The 19,366-nt window shown below is 35.0% G+C and carries 15 protein-coding genes; 4 read left to right on the top strand and 11 right to left on the bottom strand.

What is annotated here, in order from left to right; genetic code table 11:
* Window positions 1-8 precede the first annotated feature (8 nt).
* The 4 genes from allD to ACYQ73_RS06470 all read right to left on the bottom strand — a co-directional run bounded on the left by allD (window position 9) and on the right by ACYQ73_RS06470 (window position 5,209).
* Window positions 9-1,058 (bottom strand): ureidoglycolate dehydrogenase, encoded by a 1,050-nt coding sequence (allD, locus tag ACYQ73_RS06485; RefSeq protein ID WP_460011718.1) that lies wholly within the window; start codon window positions 1,056-1,058, stop codon window positions 9-11.
* Window positions 1,059-1,163: 105 nt separating this feature from the next.
* Window positions 1,164-1,967, bottom strand: a complete 804-nt coding sequence (allE, locus tag ACYQ73_RS06480; RefSeq protein WP_460011717.1) for a (S)-ureidoglycine aminohydrolase — start codon at window positions 1,965-1,967, stop codon at window positions 1,164-1,166.
* A 23-nt stretch (window positions 1,968-1,990) separates the two neighbouring features.
* Window positions 1,991-3,220 (bottom strand): allantoate deiminase, encoded by a 1,230-nt coding sequence (gene allC, locus ACYQ73_RS06475; protein WP_460011716.1) that lies wholly within the window; start codon window positions 3,218-3,220, stop codon window positions 1,991-1,993.
* Window positions 3,221-3,586: 366 nt separating this feature from the next.
* Window positions 3,587-5,209 (bottom strand): lactate permease LctP family transporter, encoded by a 1,623-nt coding sequence (locus ACYQ73_RS06470; RefSeq protein WP_460011715.1) that lies wholly within the window; start codon window positions 5,207-5,209, stop codon window positions 3,587-3,589.
* A 363-nt stretch (window positions 5,210-5,572) separates the two neighbouring features.
* Here ACYQ73_RS06470 and ACYQ73_RS06465 point away from each other — a divergent pair, with 363 nt between their 5' ends.
* A complete protein-coding gene (locus tag ACYQ73_RS06465; protein ID WP_460011714.1) occupies window positions 5,573-7,186 on the top strand; it encodes a PucR family transcriptional regulator in 1,614 nt (537 codons plus the stop codon).
* 442 nt (window positions 7,187-7,628) lie between these two features.
* Here the strand turns inward: ACYQ73_RS06465 and ACYQ73_RS06460 are convergent, their stop codons facing one another.
* The 7 genes from ACYQ73_RS06460 to ACYQ73_RS06430 form a co-directional block, all read right to left on the bottom strand.
* A complete protein-coding gene (locus ACYQ73_RS06460) occupies window positions 7,629-7,988 on the bottom strand; it encodes an NAD(P)H-dependent flavin oxidoreductase (protein ID WP_460011713.1) in 360 nt (119 codons plus the stop codon).
* Window positions 7,989-8,242: 254 nt separating this feature from the next.
* Window positions 8,243-9,496: an MFS transporter gene (locus tag ACYQ73_RS06455; RefSeq protein ID WP_460011712.1), complete on the bottom strand. Its 1,254-nt coding sequence runs from the start codon at window positions 9,494-9,496 to the stop codon at window positions 8,243-8,245.
* A 448-nt stretch (window positions 9,497-9,944) separates the two neighbouring features.
* Complete coding sequence (locus ACYQ73_RS06450) at window positions 9,945-10,328, bottom strand: cupin domain-containing protein (protein WP_460011711.1); 384 nt, start codon at window positions 10,326-10,328, stop codon at window positions 9,945-9,947.
* 43 nt (window positions 10,329-10,371) lie between these two features.
* Window positions 10,372-11,331, bottom strand: a complete 960-nt coding sequence (locus ACYQ73_RS06445) for a 2-hydroxyacid dehydrogenase (protein ID WP_460011710.1) — start codon at window positions 11,329-11,331, stop codon at window positions 10,372-10,374.
* Window positions 11,332-11,740: 409 nt separating this feature from the next.
* Window positions 11,741-14,065 carry an ABC transporter permease gene (locus ACYQ73_RS06440; RefSeq protein ID WP_460011709.1) on the bottom strand — a complete coding sequence of 775 codons (2,325 nt, stop codon included), beginning with the start codon at window positions 14,063-14,065 and terminating at the stop codon, window positions 11,741-11,743.
* A gap of 2 nt (window positions 14,066-14,067) precedes the next feature.
* Entirely contained in the window at window positions 14,068-14,772 is a 705-nt protein-coding gene (locus ACYQ73_RS06435) for an ABC transporter ATP-binding protein (RefSeq protein ID WP_460011708.1), read from the bottom strand.
* Between the two features lie 693 nt (window positions 14,773-15,465).
* Window positions 15,466-16,053 carry an SCO family protein gene (locus ACYQ73_RS06430; RefSeq protein WP_460011707.1) on the bottom strand — a complete coding sequence of 196 codons (588 nt, stop codon included), beginning with the start codon at window positions 16,051-16,053 and terminating at the stop codon, window positions 15,466-15,468.
* A 588-nt stretch (window positions 16,054-16,641) separates the two neighbouring features.
* Here ACYQ73_RS06430 and ACYQ73_RS06425 point away from each other — a divergent pair.
* From ACYQ73_RS06425 to ACYQ73_RS06415, 3 genes are all read left to right on the top strand, one after another.
* Window positions 16,642-16,977 (top strand): DUF485 domain-containing protein, encoded by a 336-nt coding sequence (locus tag ACYQ73_RS06425; protein ID WP_460011706.1) that lies wholly within the window; start codon window positions 16,642-16,644, stop codon window positions 16,975-16,977.
* A complete protein-coding gene (locus ACYQ73_RS06420; protein WP_460011705.1) occupies window positions 16,978-18,531 on the top strand; it encodes a solute symporter family protein in 1,554 nt (517 codons plus the stop codon).
* Window positions 18,532-19,019: 488 nt separating this feature from the next.
* Window positions 19,020-19,358 (top strand): DUF485 domain-containing protein, encoded by a 339-nt coding sequence (locus tag ACYQ73_RS06415; protein WP_460011704.1) that lies wholly within the window; start codon window positions 19,020-19,022, stop codon window positions 19,356-19,358.
* Window positions 19,359-19,366 lie beyond the last annotated feature (8 nt).

Here is a 19,366-nt window from a genome sequence, read left to right as displayed (position 1 = left end):
CCATTATATTATTCTGCAAATCTATTTTTTCCGTGATAACGATCGAAATGAACATCGTCTGACACAAGATAGTTGTAAATGTCGTCTACGATTTCAATACCTTCCTTATCATATTCCTCACTTCTTAACTTACCGCGTTCACCTGGATAATAAATTTCTCCATAGCCCTCAGCCGCTTTCTGCTCTTTTAATTCATCGAGCATCGTTGAAATTTGTCGTTTAAAAGCATCTAAGTCTGTGAAATATGCAGGGTTAATCACGATATGAAGTTGACCTAAATCGCGCCCTTTTGTTAAGTCTTGATACATGGAAGACACATGTACACCATGTGGGACTCCAAGAAGACTACCGGACAAGATATCTACCATCATCATCAAACCATACCCTTTTGGACCTGAAATTGGCAGGAGTGCATGAACATCTCTTGCATTCGTAGTCGGTGCACCAGTTGCATCAACCGCCCATGTATCTGGAATAGATTCGTTTTTACTTCTAGCATCTAGAATTTTGCCCCATGCTTGAACAGTTGTCGCCATATCAAATGTAATGATACGACCATCAGCAGATGGTGCACTAAATGCAATTGGGTTTGTACCAAAATAAGGTTCAGTACCTCCGAATGGAACGGCCATTGGATCTGATTGACACATACTTAAAGCAACCATATCTTGTTCTGCAGCCATTTCAACAAAGTAACCTAACGCACCACTATGCGAGATGTGCTTCATACCAACAACAGCCACACCCGATTTTTTTGCCATGTCAATCGCTTTTTCCATCGCTTGTTTTGCTATTTGGTGACCTGGACCATTATCCCCATCAAAAACAGCAGATGCTGGTCCTGTTTGTTCGAATGTATAGTTTGGATTTGCTGTAATACCACCTTTTGCAATTCGTTCAGAATAGTATTCAACACGTACAGCCCCATGAGAGTGAATGCCTCTATGATCGGCGTATGTTAATACGTCTGAAACATCATGTGCCGCTCCTTCATTTAATCCCGCTTTCATAAACTTGTGTTTCATTAAATTAAATAGTTCTTCCTTCGATACACGCATGTTTGTCAGCTCCTTCTCTTACATGAATAAAATATTTCGTCAGATTCTATATCTAAAATTTAATGTTGAATTTCCTTTGTAACGGAGACTAAATGTGCTCCCGCTTTATAAATCAATGTCTCTGTTCGCATCTTTTGAATAAATATATGAGAATGGTTCATCTAAACCAACTGCATAGGTTGCTTGAGGCACATACGCGCCCATAAAGATATAGTCACCTTTATCAACTGGCAGCCATTCGTTGTCTAAGTTATACATACCGCGTCCACTTAATACGTAAGCACCGTGTTCTTGAACATGTGTTTCAATGTAACCGTGGGAAGCACCTGGTTTGAATGAAAGAATATGAATGTTCATGTCATAGCCGATTTCTTTTGGTAATAAGTCTTGGATTAACACTTCTTTCATCCCTTCATAGGCTTCTTGTTTGATATCGTTCACATTACCTGAAACAATTTCTGGTGTATGCCCTTTTAATGGATGCCCTTTTATTGGCTGATAACGTTTTTTATATAGGAATAAGCGGCTATCTTGACCGTTATTATTATTTTCAAAAGTCAACTGTAGGTGTGGAGGTACATATAAGTACCCACCTTCTGTTAGTTCATATTTTTTACCATCCGCATAAGCGTTGATGTTGCCATAGACAACGTATACAAATGATTGAATTCCATCACCAGCGAAACCAGTTTTGTTTCCGCCTTGGTTTTTTACGGTTACTAAGTAATCTACAAATCTTGCACCTAAACGTGGGGATCCTAAGATTGTTACGTCACAATCTTTGAAGCCAGGTACAACATTATTCACTAAGCCGTCTGGTGTAATTAACGCGTAATTGTCTTTTTTAATCACAGAACGTGTTTCTAGTAAGCTTTCTCTGTATCCTTGTTTATGATTTAAATAACCCATAAGTTTCTGGCTCCTTTAATTGTTTATTCTTTATACGCTAGCTCATACAGTACATCAATCAATACTTCTATTCCTTTAACCAGGTCTTCTATCTTCGTTTCCTCATTAATATTGTGGCTAATGCCATCAATAGAAGGTACAAACAACATCGCTGTTGGAACAAATTGCGCAAAGATTTGTGAATCATGGCCAGCACCAGATGGCATCACTTTATATTGATCTCCTACCTGATCCTTGGCTGCTTGTTCAATGATTTGAACGATTTTTTCATCCATCAATGTTGGTGCCTCATCCATCCATAAATGAATGTCATAAGTCATGTTATTTGCGGTAGCGACTGCTTTAATTTTGTCTTCGATTTCTGTCGCAAAATCATTTAATAGTTGTTGATCAATATGACGACAGTCTACTGAGAACGAAATTTCTCCAGGAACTACATTAACTGTGTTTGGTACAGGTACGACATGGCCGAACGTTAACACAAGTGGCTCTCCAACTTCTCTTGCACGTTTCGTTAAATCTGTGACAATTTCGCTATAGGCAACAACTGTATCGCGACGTAATGACATTGGCGTTGTGCCAGCATGGTTCGCTTCGCCTTTTAAGTTGATTGTGTAACGTTTCTGGCCGACGATTCCATTGACCACACCGATTGTTTTGTTTTCTGTCTCTAATACTTTCCCTTGTTCAATGTGCAATTCAACAAATGCTTTGATGTCATTACGAACGTCAGTAGTTTTTCGGTAATCAAAGCCTGATTCGCGCATCGCATCTTCAAACTTAATACCCTCAGCATCTTCAATTGTGTCGACATCCGATTTTTTAGCTAAATTAAAGAAGTTTTTGCTACCCCAAAATGTGTAAGGGAATCGACTACCTTCTTCTTCTGCAAGCGCTAATACTTCTAATGATCTCAGTGGTTGACCATATTTATCTTTTAAATATGCCACAGCCACAAGTGCAGATAAGATGCCGAATTGTCCATCTAGATGACCACCTTCAACTACTGTGTCGATATGTGATCCCGTTAAAATCGTTTCTTCTGGATATTTACTTCCAACAAGACGCCCAGTTAAGTTACCGATATCGTCAAAACTTGCTCCGAAACCTGCTGCTATGAATGTTGTTTCCAGTTCACGAACAGCATCATTCCATTCTTGAGAATATAAAAGACGTGTAATTCCACCTTGTTCTAAACCACCAAAACTTGTGAATTTTTTATCTAACGATTCAAAAGTTGATCGAATATCCATTACTCTTCCACTCCTTCCTCTAACTCACCTTTATTATAGGACCTTACTCACAACCATTCATTGACATAATGAACAATAATGGAGGGGTGTTTTATGCACAATCAACAAATTTTTTGTTTAATTATTTGATTGTTGAATAAGAGACAAGAGCCCAAAGAGAAAAAGAAAGTTGTTGGCATCGATAACGTCTAGGTTTGGTTAGCGGCGGAACTTGACTTTTTAGCGGCGGTCTACTCAAGCAGGCAGGCGTGTGAAGCAAATTTTATTAAACTCGGAACCGAATTTATCCATATATAAAAACAAAACCGCATAGTAAATCGATGTAAAAACTACGATTTACTCTGCGGTGTATTTATTTTCAAATCATCATAGGATAAATGATAAGCAAAGTGTCATGATACATACGAGAAGGAGCAAACCTAAGCTGTATCGTAATGTATATTGAAAGATTTTTGACTCATCCCCTGTCTGGTTAACGGCTGCTGCTGCAATCGCAATTGACTGTGGTGAAATTAATTTTGCCACGCTTCCTCCAGCTGTATTGGCTGCCATTAGCAAAGATGGTGAAATCCCAATTTGCGTTCCAGTAACTACCTGCAAGCTACCAAATAGGGCGTTATTATTAACAACCGATCCCGTAAGAAAGACACCAAACCACCCTAATACTGGACTAACAAATGGAAAGAAGTCACCCGTTTTTGCAAGCGCAAGTCCCAGAGATGTACTAAGTCCGGAGAAGTCAGAAAGATTGGCAAAAGCCATGACAAGAATGATCGTAAAAATCGGTAACCACAGTTCTTTAATGGTGTCACCTAGTAAAGTAACGGTTTGTTTTATGTTTAACGCAGGAAATAGAACACTCGTTAAAATAATGGCCAATAAAATTGCCGTTCCTGTTGCTGAAACAAAGTTAAGATGTAAGATGGCTGGCATAGAATTTGCTTCTGTTACGATCGGTGGTGTACGAATGATTTCATCATGTAATCCCGGAATTTTCAAAGCTATAGTCGTAAAATCCAGTGCACCACCATCTACAAATAAATTTTTAAATGCAGGGAAGCTCCAAATAGCTATAACACCAGTGAGTAAATAAAACGGTGACCACGCTACCAAAATCTCTTTCATAGAATAGGCTTTTAAAGTACCTGTTACTTCTACCCCAGGTTCATGGTAAATCGTTTTCGGTTGCCATTTTCTTGAAAATACGGCTAACACCACCATGCTAACTAAAGATGGAATAATGTTCGCAAGCTCAGGTCCTATAACAGCAATCGTTAGTAGTTGAAGCACTGAAAATACACTACTGACAAGAAAAATAGCTGGGAATATTTCTTTTATCCCTTTGAGGCCATTTAAAATAAAGATGAGAAGGAATGGTACAAGAAATGAAATCAACGGTAAAATCAATGCCGTCATTTTTGAAAGCTCTAATGTTTCCATACCACCTACTTCAGCACCTGTAATAACTGGAATTCCAACTGTACCGAATGCGCCTGTAGAGGCATTGGCGATGAGACAAAGGCCAGCAGCTTTAATTGGATGAAACCCAAGAGTCACCAATAATGCTGCACAAATAGCGATTGGAACACCTAATCCTGCCGCTCCTTCCAAGAAGGCATTAAAGCAAAAGCCAATGAGCAATAATTGAAGTCGTTGGTCCTCGGTAATATTCGCTATACTACCACGCACAATTTCAAATTTACCGGTTCGAACAGAAATCTTATACAACCATACAGCCATAATGACGATATAACCGATTGGCCATAGTGCTTTGCCTGTTCCGAGGAGAATTGCCCCTACGGCTTTAGTGATCGGCATGTCAAAGACTCCGACTGTAATGATGATTGTGACAGCTAAAGTTAAAGCCGCGGCATAAACCCCTTTTAATTTAAAGATTGTTAAGCATAGTAGAAATAGAAGAATAGGAAGAAAGGCTATGATGCCACTCACTATTTCGTTTCCAAGTGGATTGTATTGTTGATACCACATCGTTGTCACTTCTTTCTAAAGTAGTTAATTTCAAAAATAATTTAGATATTCTTCAGCAGATATGAACATATCAACTAGAGTTGTAGCATTATCCATCGACAGCTATTATTATGAACTGCCTCATTTCCTCCGTACGAAGTCGTAAATAAATGAATTAAACGCTCTTGTCAAAAAACGAAGTATTCCGTTGAATACCCCGAATTTGTTCACATAATTCTCCTTTAATAATTTGAAATAAAGGACTATACGTATAATAACCTTCAAAAATAGTATACAATCAGAGTTATAGGTTATCCTTGTAGCATCTTACATATTTCATTTATATTTTGGCTTTTTCTAACAAAGATAAAGGAGATGATTCTTGTGACAACATTAAAAGAAATCATGTCTATCCAACAATTTTCTGATTTAACATTGTTAAATGATGAGGGCGATTTAGAAAGAGAAGTAGAAATGGTCGATATTACGGAAACTCCTGATATCAAAAATTTTACAGCACCACACTCATTTATAGTAACTACAGGTATGTGTTATCAAGACGATCAATCCGGTTTAATCGATCTTATTCGAGAATTAAATGACATACAAGTTGCTGGCATAGGTATTAAGTTATCGCGGTTTTTAGAGGAGATAGACGATGAAGTAATAGAATTTGCAAACAAGTTAAAATTTCCAATTATCAGAATTCCGGATAGTTGGAATCTTGGATCCATTACTCATCATATATCATCCTATATCTTGGATGAAGAAACTGAAAAATTATATTTTGCATTAGATATCCAACAAGAATTAAATACAATGCTTATGAGAGGTTTGAGCTTGGAAATGATGATTGAACGTATGAGCAGACTCCTCAGAGTTCCTGTGATGCTCTTAAATCCTTTCCATCAAATTAAATCGATGAGCCATCACTTCCACGAACACTCAGAGCAAGTTCAAAAAAATCTTAGTTACTTCAAAAGATGTTTTAAATCCAAGCAAATTACACCTAATAATAAAGCATCTTTCCAAGAAGAACATATTATATTTGAGGTTCCAGCATTCAAATATTTCCCATATTATCTGATGGTTTCAAATGTTCATACGCTCACTTATCCATTTAGTTTGCTTGCTATTGAACAAGCCGTAAATACACTCAGTCTCGCCATTTATAAAAATAGTAAAATCAAAGAAGCAGAACAACAAGATGTAAACCGATTTTTCGAAACACTCATGTCTGAACATCCTGATAATCTTACTTCAGTCAAGCAGCACCCTGAGTTTTTAAAAAAGCACCTTATCCAACCATCAAATTTCTACCAAGTGATAGTTTGTGCGATTGATCAAGAAAGGGATGTTGAAAATAATATCTATTTGAATGAGCGCTATCAAATGACCTTTGAATGGCTAACGCATAAGTTGACTGATATTGATCCTTCTATCAGTGTCTATATGTCTCCAGGTATTCATCGATTTACGATATTATTACAAACTAAACATCAATATTATTTAGATTACTGCAAATATATCCAAAAAGAGTATCAAAAACTTTTTAAAAGCACACTTTCATTCGGTATTGGTAATGAAGTCACTGAATTCTCACAGCTACCACTCTCTTATTTCGAAGCAAATGAAGCTTTTGATCATAAGTCTGAAAGTGGTAAAATTGAATATATAGAACTCTATAAATCTAAAAGTGTAGAAGAATTATTACAACTCATTCCAGCCAATAAGTTAAAACCGTTTATTACGTATACACTAGGTTCATTAGCCTATCCGAAAACGACAAAGGAAAAAGAACTAAAACATACATTGAAAATTTATTTGGCGAACCATTGTGATCTTACAAAGACTTCAGAAGATATATTTATTCATCGCAATACTGTAAAATATCGTATTAAAAAATGTGAAGAAATATTAGGTCAGCCAATCAATGCTCCTGATACTTCATTGGATATACGATTAGCATTATTTGCATCAGAGAAAATAACATTTTAAGCCTAAAATCCCGCTAAAAAGCTGTTAGGAATGCTTTTTAGCGGGATTCTATTTGTATAAGATTTACGCAGCGAAAGAAATAGCACTTCTGTTACCAATTAGTAGTCTTTTGAATACGAATAAGCAAGTGCGCAATTATAGATTAATTATTTCCACTTTAAGTCTCAGCGCCTGTGCTATATCGATAAGCTTCCAATTATTTTATAATCATCATCTAGTTGAGATTGAGGATTGGTCTGCTCTTATGGACTAGTAGTTCGGTATTTGCTGTAATTTTCATATTAATCAGCACGATTCTATTAAATGCACTAACAATAATTATTAATCGTGATAAAACAGTTTTATAAAATGGCTATTTTTGTAAGATTTGTTGCCAGTAAATATATTAAAGTGTTCATCCATTGTTATTAGCTTCCAACGTATTGTGAGTTATGTTCATCCTTTACAAATTCGCTTCTTCTACTAGTTTTTCTAGCAAATCCTTCACTGGTAATGCCTGTATCATCTTAAATCCTGTCCCTGCCCATAAAGACATTGCTTGTGGATTTTCATTTTCTAATGCCTGTTTCCGAATCGGCTGTGTCATATAATGCAAAGCTGGATACACATTAGGTGCTTGAAGTTCATATTTTTTCATAAATTCGTTTGATAAACCTCTTGCTTGTCTACCTGTAAATGTCTTGGTCAATACTGTTTCTTGAAAATGTCCTTCTATCAACGCTCGTTTGTATACTTCATTGGCACCACTTTCATCGCAACAAATAAAAGCAGTTCCTAATTGAACAGCACGTGCCTTTACCAAAAGAATTTTCGTTTATTGAAACGCAATTTATTTCGCATTTAGATAATCCCTCTATATCATTGATGCATTTCGAAAAAATGATATCAAAATTAAATGGAAAAATTAAAAATTAATAGCAACAATCTATACGAAAACAGCCTTATTTTTTTGATTATCCTATCAATATTTTAAGGGACAGAAATATTTAGATGACAATCACAAAGCTACCTATCAGCGAGATATGGGGAAAATCTCCACTGATAGGTAGTTTTGCTTTATTCACTAGTTAGGGGATGGGTTGTTTTTTTCTCTTTTAACATAACTACAAGGAAGAATAAAATCGCTGCTGCTGCAAGAAGTATTGCTGCAATATAGAATGCTAATACCTTGGAGCCAGTGATGTCACCAATATAACCAGTAAGCGTTGGCGCAACAACTGATGAAGTCATACCAAAGAAGTTAAAGAAACCTAATGCTTTAGCAACTGAATTTGATGATACTGAGTCAGTTACATACGTGATTAATACTGGATCAATTGCAAGTTTACCTAGTAAACCATATAAGATTAGTGCAACATAAAGTACTGTAGGATTAGGTGAAAACACTGTTAAACTAATTGTTAGAGCTGCACCAATTAACAAGAAGAAAATTAAGCGCAGACGCATATGTGCATTTCTATCAATATATTTAGAAAATATTAATGCACCAGGTACTGCTGAGATTGCGACTAAAGCAGCTACATAGCCTACTGAACCTTGTTCGAATCCTTTTTCTGTGACAAGGAATGACGGTAACCATGTAACAATCATGTAATAACCATAACATGTTGCAAAATAAACAAAATATATAACTAATTGTCTTGGTGAGAATAAATTTACTTTAGAATCTGCATCTTGTGTTATTGTTTTTGTATCTTCAGATTCCTCTTTTGTAGCTGATTTTTTATCTTGTTTAACAAATAAAGCAAATACAAATGTTACTGCTATTATTAGGATGGCTGTTATATAAAGCATGTAATTCCATTTGATTTCAAGACCACCTACTAACACAGATGAACCTATTAAACCAATTACCATACCTAATGCGGAGCCACTATTTATGATCGCGTTAGAAAAACTTTTTTTATCTTTTGGCATATGTTTAGCTGATAAGGAGAATGCTGCGCCATAGTATGAACCAGTCGAAAGACCTGCCAATAAGGCGCCAATATACACTTGCGTGATTGTCGAGCTTGTTCCAATTACGAATGCTGCTAATGCAAAAATGATAAATGCAGGGATTAATACTCGTTTTTGACCAAATTTATCAACGAGTATTCCTGATGGAATTTGCATACCTGTATAGGCAAAGAAATAAATAGAAGCAACAAGACCTACTTGTGTATCGCTAATGTTCCCTAGTGATTCTTGAATTTGCGGGTATATTGGCGTAAGTATTGTTCGATAAATCCAAATAACTACCCAACCTAAACACAGTGTAACAATTATTTTTTTGTAATAATTTGGGTCATTTTTAACTGTTTGTCCCATAATATGACACTCCTATTTTTCGTTTTTTTACTTATGTATTGCTTACGTTAATTTTAGGTTATGAGTAAGTAAATAACATTGTTCACTTTTAACAAAAACAGAAATGGATTTGCACATTTTAGACAAAAAGCATATACTTAAAATATTTAAAAAAGTATGACTTATGATATTCTCGCTAGCTGATCTCTACGTAGTACTTTTGCACCTTCGATAACTTTCTGCACAGCAAGGAAGGTGCAACAAACAATAAATAAGCCCGATTACCCTTAAGGTTATCGGACTGACCTATATTTACAGTGCAACACATTATCATATAAAGGTTTACTGAGGTATGACAATTTGTAATGATGGCATGGAAGATTCCCCCTTTGTAGGTATTGCTTCTACAAGGAGGAATCTTTCTTTTTTTACGATGAAAACTAGTTAATCAACAGACGTGCTATTTCACTTAATGATGTTTATGCGGAATAAAGCCGATTGGCGTCGGACCCGCAATTCCTAACATAACAAAATCTTTATCAGAATTATTCGTCATTCCGTGCTTTTCACCCGCACGTGCAACAACAACATCTCCAGCTTTAATTTGAACCATTTCACCACACTCTGGATAAAAATCTGCTATTCCTTCTACAACAATCCAAATATCATCAGCTTTCTCGTGTGAGTGCATTGGCAAATCTTGTCCTGGATGCATACACCAAACAGCTCCTACGGTATTAGGCGTTTCATAGAAAATACGTTTTGTCGCTTCCTCTTCTCTAAACTCTTGAATATCTGGCCAATGGAAAATACGGTTTTTTAAATCTTTTCTTGCTATTTTTTTTAATGTCATTGTATTTTCTCCTTGTTTCAAATTTTCAAAAAAACTACATTATTTAGCGTTTAATAATATTTTGGGGTTTACCGTCTAAGAATGCTGCAGTGTTATCGAATGCAATTTTAGCACGAAGTTCCATCGCTTCATCAGTAAAGAAACCTACATGCGGTGTTAAAATTACATTTTTGGCGTGTAAAAGTTTATAGTCTCCAGGTATAGGCGGTTCCATATCAAATACGTCGATACCAGCTCCTGCAATTCGCCCTTCATTTAATGCATCCGCCAATGCATCATTATCAACAATTGGTCCTCGTGCACAGTTAATTAAAATGGCTGATTTCTTCATTAATTGTAATTTTTCTTTTGAAATTAATCCTTTCGTGCTTGGTAGTAATGGAATATGTAATGACACAATATCAGATTGTGCTAGTAACTCATCTAATTCCATATACACGATACCTAAATCTTTAGCGTCAGGATTTCTGCTGGATTGATCTGAAGCGATTAAGTTTGCGCCAAATGCTTTAAACAATCGAGCAGTCATTAAACCAATTTTACCTGTACCAATCAATCCAACTGTTTTACCTTTAATTTCACTACCTTGGAATGCCCCTGGGAAATTATCGGCACGAATTTCCCTATCACCTTTAGCAATGCGACGATACACATCTAATACTAAGCCAATTGTTAGTTCCGCAACCGCTTGATTCGCATACCCAGCTGCATTACATACCATAATATTTTGGTTTCTAGCTTGAGTGATACCTACATGATCAACACCTGTAAAGGCGACATTGATTAATTTTAACTTGTCATTTTGATCAATTACTTCTGTAGGATAAGGATTATTCGCAATCATAATAACATCTGCACCATCACTACGACTTGCTAATTCTGCCCAATCAGTAGTTTTCTCGTTGTAATAAACAAACTCATGACCGCCCCGCTTGATTGGTTCCGCTAATTTTTCAATGATCGAATCTGGAACATTTAATGGTTCTAATAATTTTACTAACATACAATTCATTCCCTCCTATTATTGTCGAATACGTCTGTTGATTAACTAGTGACCATAGTTAGAAAAGAGAGATTCACACTTCGTTTATTATTTTGTATATTTCGCACAAAGAATGTAGTATTTACATTGATTGACACTCCTATTTTTTTTATTTTTTTGCTATTTGCTTAATCCGATTGTAGGATATGAGTTATTAAATAACATTGTTCACTTTAGACAAAAATACAAACGCCATTACATATTTTTAACAAAAGCTTTCGTGCAAATAAAAAAATCAGCCCAAAGATTATCGGACTGATTCGGTACATTATAATCGTATATTTAACCCCACATTGTTCTTTGTCTATATCTTTAGGCAAACAGTGCTCCTTGATTTAAGTCACCTTTTTATTCCCTTACTACAAAAACTCTATTCCACACTTTTTAATGATTCAATCATATGAATTTTCGTCACTTTTCTTCTAAGAAGTAAGTTAGACACTATAGTCAGTAAGAACGCGACAATTATAGAGACTAATATGATTAACATATTTAATTTATCTGGGATTTGCTGATGGGTGCTTGATAGAGCCTTTACTATAATTTGATAAACATAGCCACTGATTGGTAAAGCTACAATGACCGCAAATGTCGTTAGGATAATGTTTTCCAAAAATATTAATCTGTTTATTTTATTTCTTTGATAGCCTAATACTTTCAGTGTTGCCAGTTCACGATTCCTTTCATATATATTAATGGAAGATATCGTATAGATGGCGCCAAAGGACAGTATGATGGCGCTTGTGATAAACATGATAAATACAAAACTGTTTTGCTTCACAATATATTGAGCCGATTTTTTTAAATCATTCTTATCTGCAATTGTATCTACACGGTGATCCTTTTCAAAAAACTTACGAGCGCTCATAGCATCTGTAGAGTTATTTGCTTGAACTAAAAGTGAGGTTGGATTGTAGTCTATGTTAAAGCTCTTTAAATACTCTGGTGTACTATAAAATGATGGATTCGAATATTGTGTAGATATATTTAAAACCTTCATTGCTACAGAAGTATCTTTTAGCTCTGGCGCTGTAAACTTTATGTTGATACGATCACCTTTAGAAATATGATATTTGTCAGCGTAAGATTTGGGTACAAGCACACCGTTATTTTCTAAAGATATCATATCGTCATTTTCGTCAAAGAAATGAATGAGATTGTTTTCTTTTTCAGTAACAACTAAATTGGCGCTTTCTTTTTCATTATCTTTTATGATTTCAATAGGAAGAGTGGATAACAAATAACTAGTTTTAATTTCAGAAGGTAGTTTTAGCGTATTAGAATTTGTGCCCATCGTATAATCTACTCTTAGATCATACGTATAAACATCTTCAATTTGGTCTGCTACTTTTAGCAAGGATGCTTGAGTACCGAAAGCAGTAATCAATAAAACGGTGCTTACAACTACACCAATTGAACTTGCTAAAGCTTTTTGTTTATTTAAAAATATATTTCTTAAAATGAGTTTATAACTATAGGAAATATGACTCCATAAACCTGGAATTCTTTCTATCAAGAGCTTTTTCATCTTCTTTGGCGGTTTAGGACGCATAGCCTGAGCCGCATGTTCCTTTAAAATAGTTCTACCACTTAAGTAACATGACAAAACCCCAAAAGCACTGGAGAAAATAATCGGTGGAATGAATGAAAATAGAGAGAGTGAGAATTTTATGTCAGGCAAAGAGTAGGCCCTTGCACACGACGCAGTTACTAAAGGAATAAATACAAAAGCGGCAATTACACAGCCAATGATGGAGCCTAGTATCCCTGCCAGTACAGGATATCCCATATAGTGAAGCATGATGTTGCTGTTTTTTACACCTAAAGCCTTCATAATACCAACTTGATTCCGTTGCGAATCGATCGTCCTCGACATAGCGAGAAATAGGATAATCGCTTCAATCAAAAAAAGTACTAAAGGTATAACTTTACTCATTAAGTTATTATTATTAATCGTTTGATTGATTTTAGAATAGTTGAAAGTTCGTTCCTTCCTTACTTGATCTAAATAGCTGAGCTGCTTGGACTGTTCTTCAATTGATTTGCTTAACTTTTCAATATCGTAACCTTCTGTAGCATCCACGATGATTTCATTAAAGTAAAAGCCATTTAAGATTTCGGGTAATGTTTCTTCAGCAATATACGCGACTCCATATGTTTGATGGTCTTGAATATCATTCTTTTTTGCATGTTCAACATTCTCACCTAAGCCACTGATTGTAAAGTTAAAACTGCTTTCATTCGCATTTATCGTGATTTGATCGCCGACACGATAATGATGTTCTTTTGCATAATGAGCATCTAATAAAATCTCATTCTTTTTTAATGGGATACTACCTTCATTTATAGTAGGCGTATTTATTTCATTGTTGTCAGGGATCGAATGAATTTTTAATGACGCTTTGTAATCTTCAAAGGTTTGCGTACCATCAAAGGTATAACGTCCTTCGATTTTATTGATACCTTCAATTTTACTTAACCGAGTGACATCATTTTTAGAAAGCTGACTGTAATACACATTTAAATCGCTTAAATTATGTTTTTGAAAGTAATCCTTCGTATACTCACCAAGATTATTGCTGTAAGTTACTAGTCCCGCGTAGAAAAAAGCACCTACTGCGATAACAATCACAACGGCTATAAATTGCCCCATAGACTGTTTGATGTCCCTCAATAATTTTAAAAACAATTTCATGATTACCACTCAATCCCTTCAACACATTGTTTTTCCTCATTTATCGTAACGCTTTCGATCATTCCGCTTTTTACTTTAATAATTTTATCCGCCATAGGAGCAATGGCTGAATTATGTGTGACTAAAACAACGCATTTCTTAGTTTCCCTGTTTAAATCTTGTAGAAGCTTTAATACAGACTTGCCAGTTACATAATCCAAAGCGCCGGTTGGCTCATCACAGAGTAAAAGTAAGGGATTTTTTGCAACAGCCCTAGCTATAGCTACTCTTTGTTGCTCTCCTCCAGAAAGCTGGGAAGGGAAATTTTTAATACGATCCGCTAATCCGACTTTATGTAAAATATCTTTAGCATCCAGATGGTTTTTACATACTTCAGTGGCGAATTCAACATTTTCGAGAGCATTTAAATTCGGAATTAAATTATAAAATTGAAAAACAAAGCCAACTTTCTCACCACGATATTCTGTTAACTTTTTTTCGTTCAATCTTGTTATGTCTTGATTCCCAACAAATACTTGACCTGAGGTAGCCGTATCCATACCACCAAGAATATTCAAAATCGTACTTTTACCCGCACCACTAGCCCCTAAAATAACAACGAATTCCCCCTCATTTATGGAAAAATCAACACCATTAAGAGCTTTGATTGGGACTTCTCCTATTTTGTATTCTTTCGTTACGTTATTAAATTCGATCAGCTTTTTCATGTATTTCATCTCCTCAAATAATTTTTTATCAACGTCAAGTAACTCTAAAATAAACAACATTTGTCGTATATTTTAGAGTTACTGTTTAGTTGTTACTTTTTGTCGATTGGCTTTATCAAGAAGCCGTTGATCACGGAGAGATTTAAATCGAATTAAAAAGGACTTCAATCTACCGTTCTCTGCAGCAGTTTCAACCACACTATTCATGATGGCACTTCACTTCCCAACGCTTAAAGATGATTCCATTGCTATTGATGTCCTATATGCATTGGCATATTTTTGTCCAGATTCGGCCGAAAGCAGTTAAATCTTTCTAATAATATATAAGCTGATAAAATTAAATATATACGTGTTTGGTAAAAAATACATTATTAATTCCGTTATTTTACAAAGTGTATTTTGTGTAAGAATTACCATCTAGTCAAATATTTTGTTTAATTTTAGTTTACATAATAAAATTATTTGTTTGGCAAGGTTGAAATAATGGGTTTTTTTATTACCTATTAGTTAAATTTGGTTCAGCTACATTAAATTCCGCCAGTTGTATATAAGCGTACAAAAAGACACTAAAGCAATTTGCTTAAGGTGTCCTGTAACTAGATTATGTATATCAACAATGGGATGTTCGATATTTCCATCATTCGGCCATAAAAAATAACTCAGAAGTTATACCAACCTCTGAGTTATTTTTTATTATTTAGTTAACGCCTTCACATCTGCCACAATCGTCTCAACTGGTACATCTGCTGTACCGTTATAATCCTTCACAACAATCCCATCAGCATTAACTAAGTAATACCTTCCCATATGTATAACTTGGTCTGTATTAGGATCATTCTTTACTACTGAATTAAATGATTTCATTGCAAACTGTTCAATAAACTTTTGCTCATAACCAGTTAATAGTTGCCATTTACTTTCATCGGGCACTGAATACGTTTTCAAATAATTTTTTAAAACTTCTGGCTTATCAACCTGAGGATCAACGCTAAAGGCTACAATTTGATAGTCTTCTACGCCTTTATCCTGAAGCGCCTTTTGCACCTCTGTCATGTTATACGTCATTGGTGGACAAATGGAATTACAATTAGTAAAGATGAACATCGCTAACGATGGCTTGCCCTTTAAATCATTAAGGCTAACCTTTTCATTTTTTTGATTCGTAACCGAAAAATCCTGTACTTCTATGTTCATTTCAGGTTCAAATTTATAACTTCCGCAAGCAGTAAGTATGCTGCTTAATGCTAATATCAACATGAGCATGACACTGTTCTTTTTCATTTATTTAGTCACTTCCCTTCAATTTACCATCGTTATTTATTGTATAAATTATATTTACTTAACACAAGATATGAGCTTATCCTTTCATTTTTTTATGTCCATTCAATGAATATTGTACGATTTTGGTATAATAATACCCTATATTTTCTAGATAATTCACAATACTTTAAATTTTTTTCAAAGCTGTTTTTTACTATTTTGGTTATTTCCCAAGACATCATATAATTGTTATATAACAAGAGTTTTTTAGTTTTCTTGCAAATCCTCCATATGAAGACACAATAATAAATTCTTAAAAATTCTCTTTCACGTTCAAATTTTCTCCTACATTCACATTTATTATCATCAAACTATTATATGAATATTATTCTATGAAATAATGCCATTCTCTTTCATACGGATTATTTCTATTAAATCCTTATTATTTCTATGTTATTTCCACAATCTAAAAGTGATTAAAAATTGTAAAAACTCAAAATTTAGTATTGCATTATAAGAATCTTCCCCATAAAATAAGTGAATATAACGACAAGAAATAAAGAAATATGTCGTTTAAGACAGAAATATATCACTTTAGGGGGAATAATAATGGCAAACATTTCTGAGAACAAAAACATAGATTCAGTTGACTATAGTGCAATTGAAGCTATGGAATCGTTCAACAAGTTCGTGAAAAAGAAGAATACCTTCCTTTTCTCAATTACAGCAGTATTTTTAACACTTTATATTTTGTTACCAATCCTCGCTTTCCAACCTGTACTACAACAAAAAATCATCGGAAATATTACGGGTGTTTGGGTTTATTCAGCAGGATTATTCATTATGACAATCGTTCTTTGTACAGTGTATGTGAAAAAAGCTTCTTCATTCGATAAAGCTGCGGCAGCAGTACTAACTGAGTATCAGGCGAAAGGTGGAAAATAAATGAACTTAGTATCCGTTGGTTTCTTTTTAGCAATCGTTGGTTTAACTCTTGTAGTAACATATATCGCAGCGAAACGTACGTCTTCTGCGGCTGATTTTTATACAGCTGGTGGTGGTCTTAAAGGTTGGCAAAATGGCTTTGCAATCGCTGGTGACTACTTATCTGCCGCGGCATTTCTTGGCGTGTCCGGTGCGATTGCATTAACTGGTTTTGATGGCTTCTTCTTCTCTGTCGGTTATGTAGTAGCTAACTTAGTTCTTCTTTATGTAATTGCGGAGCCGATGCGTAATTTAGGTCGTTATACTTTAGCAGATATGCTTACTGCCCGTTTTAATGAAAAACGCATTCGCGGGGTTGCTGCGTCAGGAACAATTATCATCGTAATCCTTTATATGATTGCACAATTAGTAGGTGCAGGAGCTCTTATTAAACTATTATTTGGTATTGAGTATTGGATTGCGGTTTTAATCGTAGGTGTTATGATGACTACTTATGTATTATTCGGTGGAATGACAGCTACTTCTTGGGTGCAAATTATTAAAGCTAGCCTTCTTTTATTCGGGACAGGCGTATTAGCTACATTAGTCTTAATTAAATTCGACTTCTCTCTTATGAAAATGTTTGATACGATCGCCACTGATCATGGTGAGAAATTCCTTGTACCAGGGATTAAATACACAAGTACAATTGATTCTGTTTCGATGATGATGGCGCTTGTTTTAGGTACATCTGGGTTACCTCATATTTTAATGCGTTTCTTCACTGTTAAAGATGCCAAAACTGCCCGTTCTTCTATTTCATGGACAACTTGGATTACAGCTATTTTCTTCTCATTAACTATTTTCTTAGGTTTTGGAGCATTAAATTTTGTAGGGATCGATAAAATTCTTGCTGAAAGTAAAGCTGGTAACACGGCAGCCCCACTTCTTGCTAATTATTTGGGCGGTGATGTGTTAATGGCATTTATCGGTGCCGTAGCATTCGCAACCATTTTAGCCGTTGTTTCGGGCTTAGTTTTAACAGGAGCTTCTGCGATTTCCCATGATATTTATGGAGAAATCATTAAAGGTGGTAAATTAACTGAAAAGCAACAAGTTGTAGCAGCTCGTACTGGTTCGATTTCTATTGCCATTGTATCCATTATCCTTGCACTATTTGCGCAAAACTTGAATGTATCATTCTTAGTATCCTTTGCATTTTGTATCGGTGCTTCAGCAAACTTACCAGTTATTCTTTACACAATTTATTGGAAAAAATTCAATTCAACAGGTGCTATAACAGCGATGGTTACTGGTTTAGCATCATGTTTAGTTTTAGGTGCCATGGGGCCAAATGTATGGAGCCCTGTTGAAGGTGCAGCAATCTTTGTTGGTAATCCTATCGTACCGTTAGCAGTTCCAGCGGTCATTACAATTCCACTTGGCTTTATCGCAGGATATTTAGGCACTGTGCTATCTTCTAGCAAAGTATCTCAGGAAGAAGCAGATCGCATTTACAAGGAAATTCGCGTGAAAGCAAACACAGGTATTTCCGTTTCCGATATCTCTCATTGATCGCCTTTTATAAACCAAATAATTGTAAAAGAATATATCAATCGTCCTATCCATTATAATAAAAATATCAAGTTAAAAAACTCGATTTTCTATCGGGTTTTTTAGCTTTTTTATAAAAATTTACCAATTTTATTTATCGAACAATACTATTCTCTTTCAAAAAAAACCAATTTTCACTGACTAAATAGTGTTTATTTTTTTAAAAAAATCATTTCCCCTTTGAAATTTTATCCATATTTTCTATTCAGAAATCTAGAATTGACCTAACTTCATTTATTTATCAGAATTTTCCAAAACACTTTTATTTCTCACATTTGTCATGTATATTCTCTTTTAAGACTATTTTTTCGAAAACTATTTTTTCATAATTTTTTTCTGAAAAGTATTGCAATTTTGTGAACTGTCTCATAAAATGAAGATGTGAATTCACTAAACTAGCAAAATCAAGTCTTTAAGCAGTAAAAATAAACACAAAATGGGGAATGTTAATGGGGAACAATCAAGGCAATAAGAGCATCGTGATTGACTATGATGCAATTGCAAATCAAGAATCGTTTAAAGCACTTGTGCGAAGAAAGAAATCATTTCTTTGGTCAATGACTGTGTTCTTTTTAGCAGCATACATGTTGCTACCAATTCTTACTTCGTACACGAAAGTACTACACCAAAAGGCATTTGGGGAAATTACTTGGGTGTGGGTATATTCAGCAGGGCTATTCATCATGACTTGGTGCTTATGTCACTTATATGTAGCAAAAGCAAATAGCTTTGATAAAGAGGCAAAGGCGATCATCGCTGAGTACGAGAACGGAGGTGGCCGCCGATGAATAACGGA

This window comes from Lysinibacillus sp. CTST325 (assembly GCF_054665055.1).
This window is presented reverse-complemented; position numbering and strand designations above follow the sequence as displayed.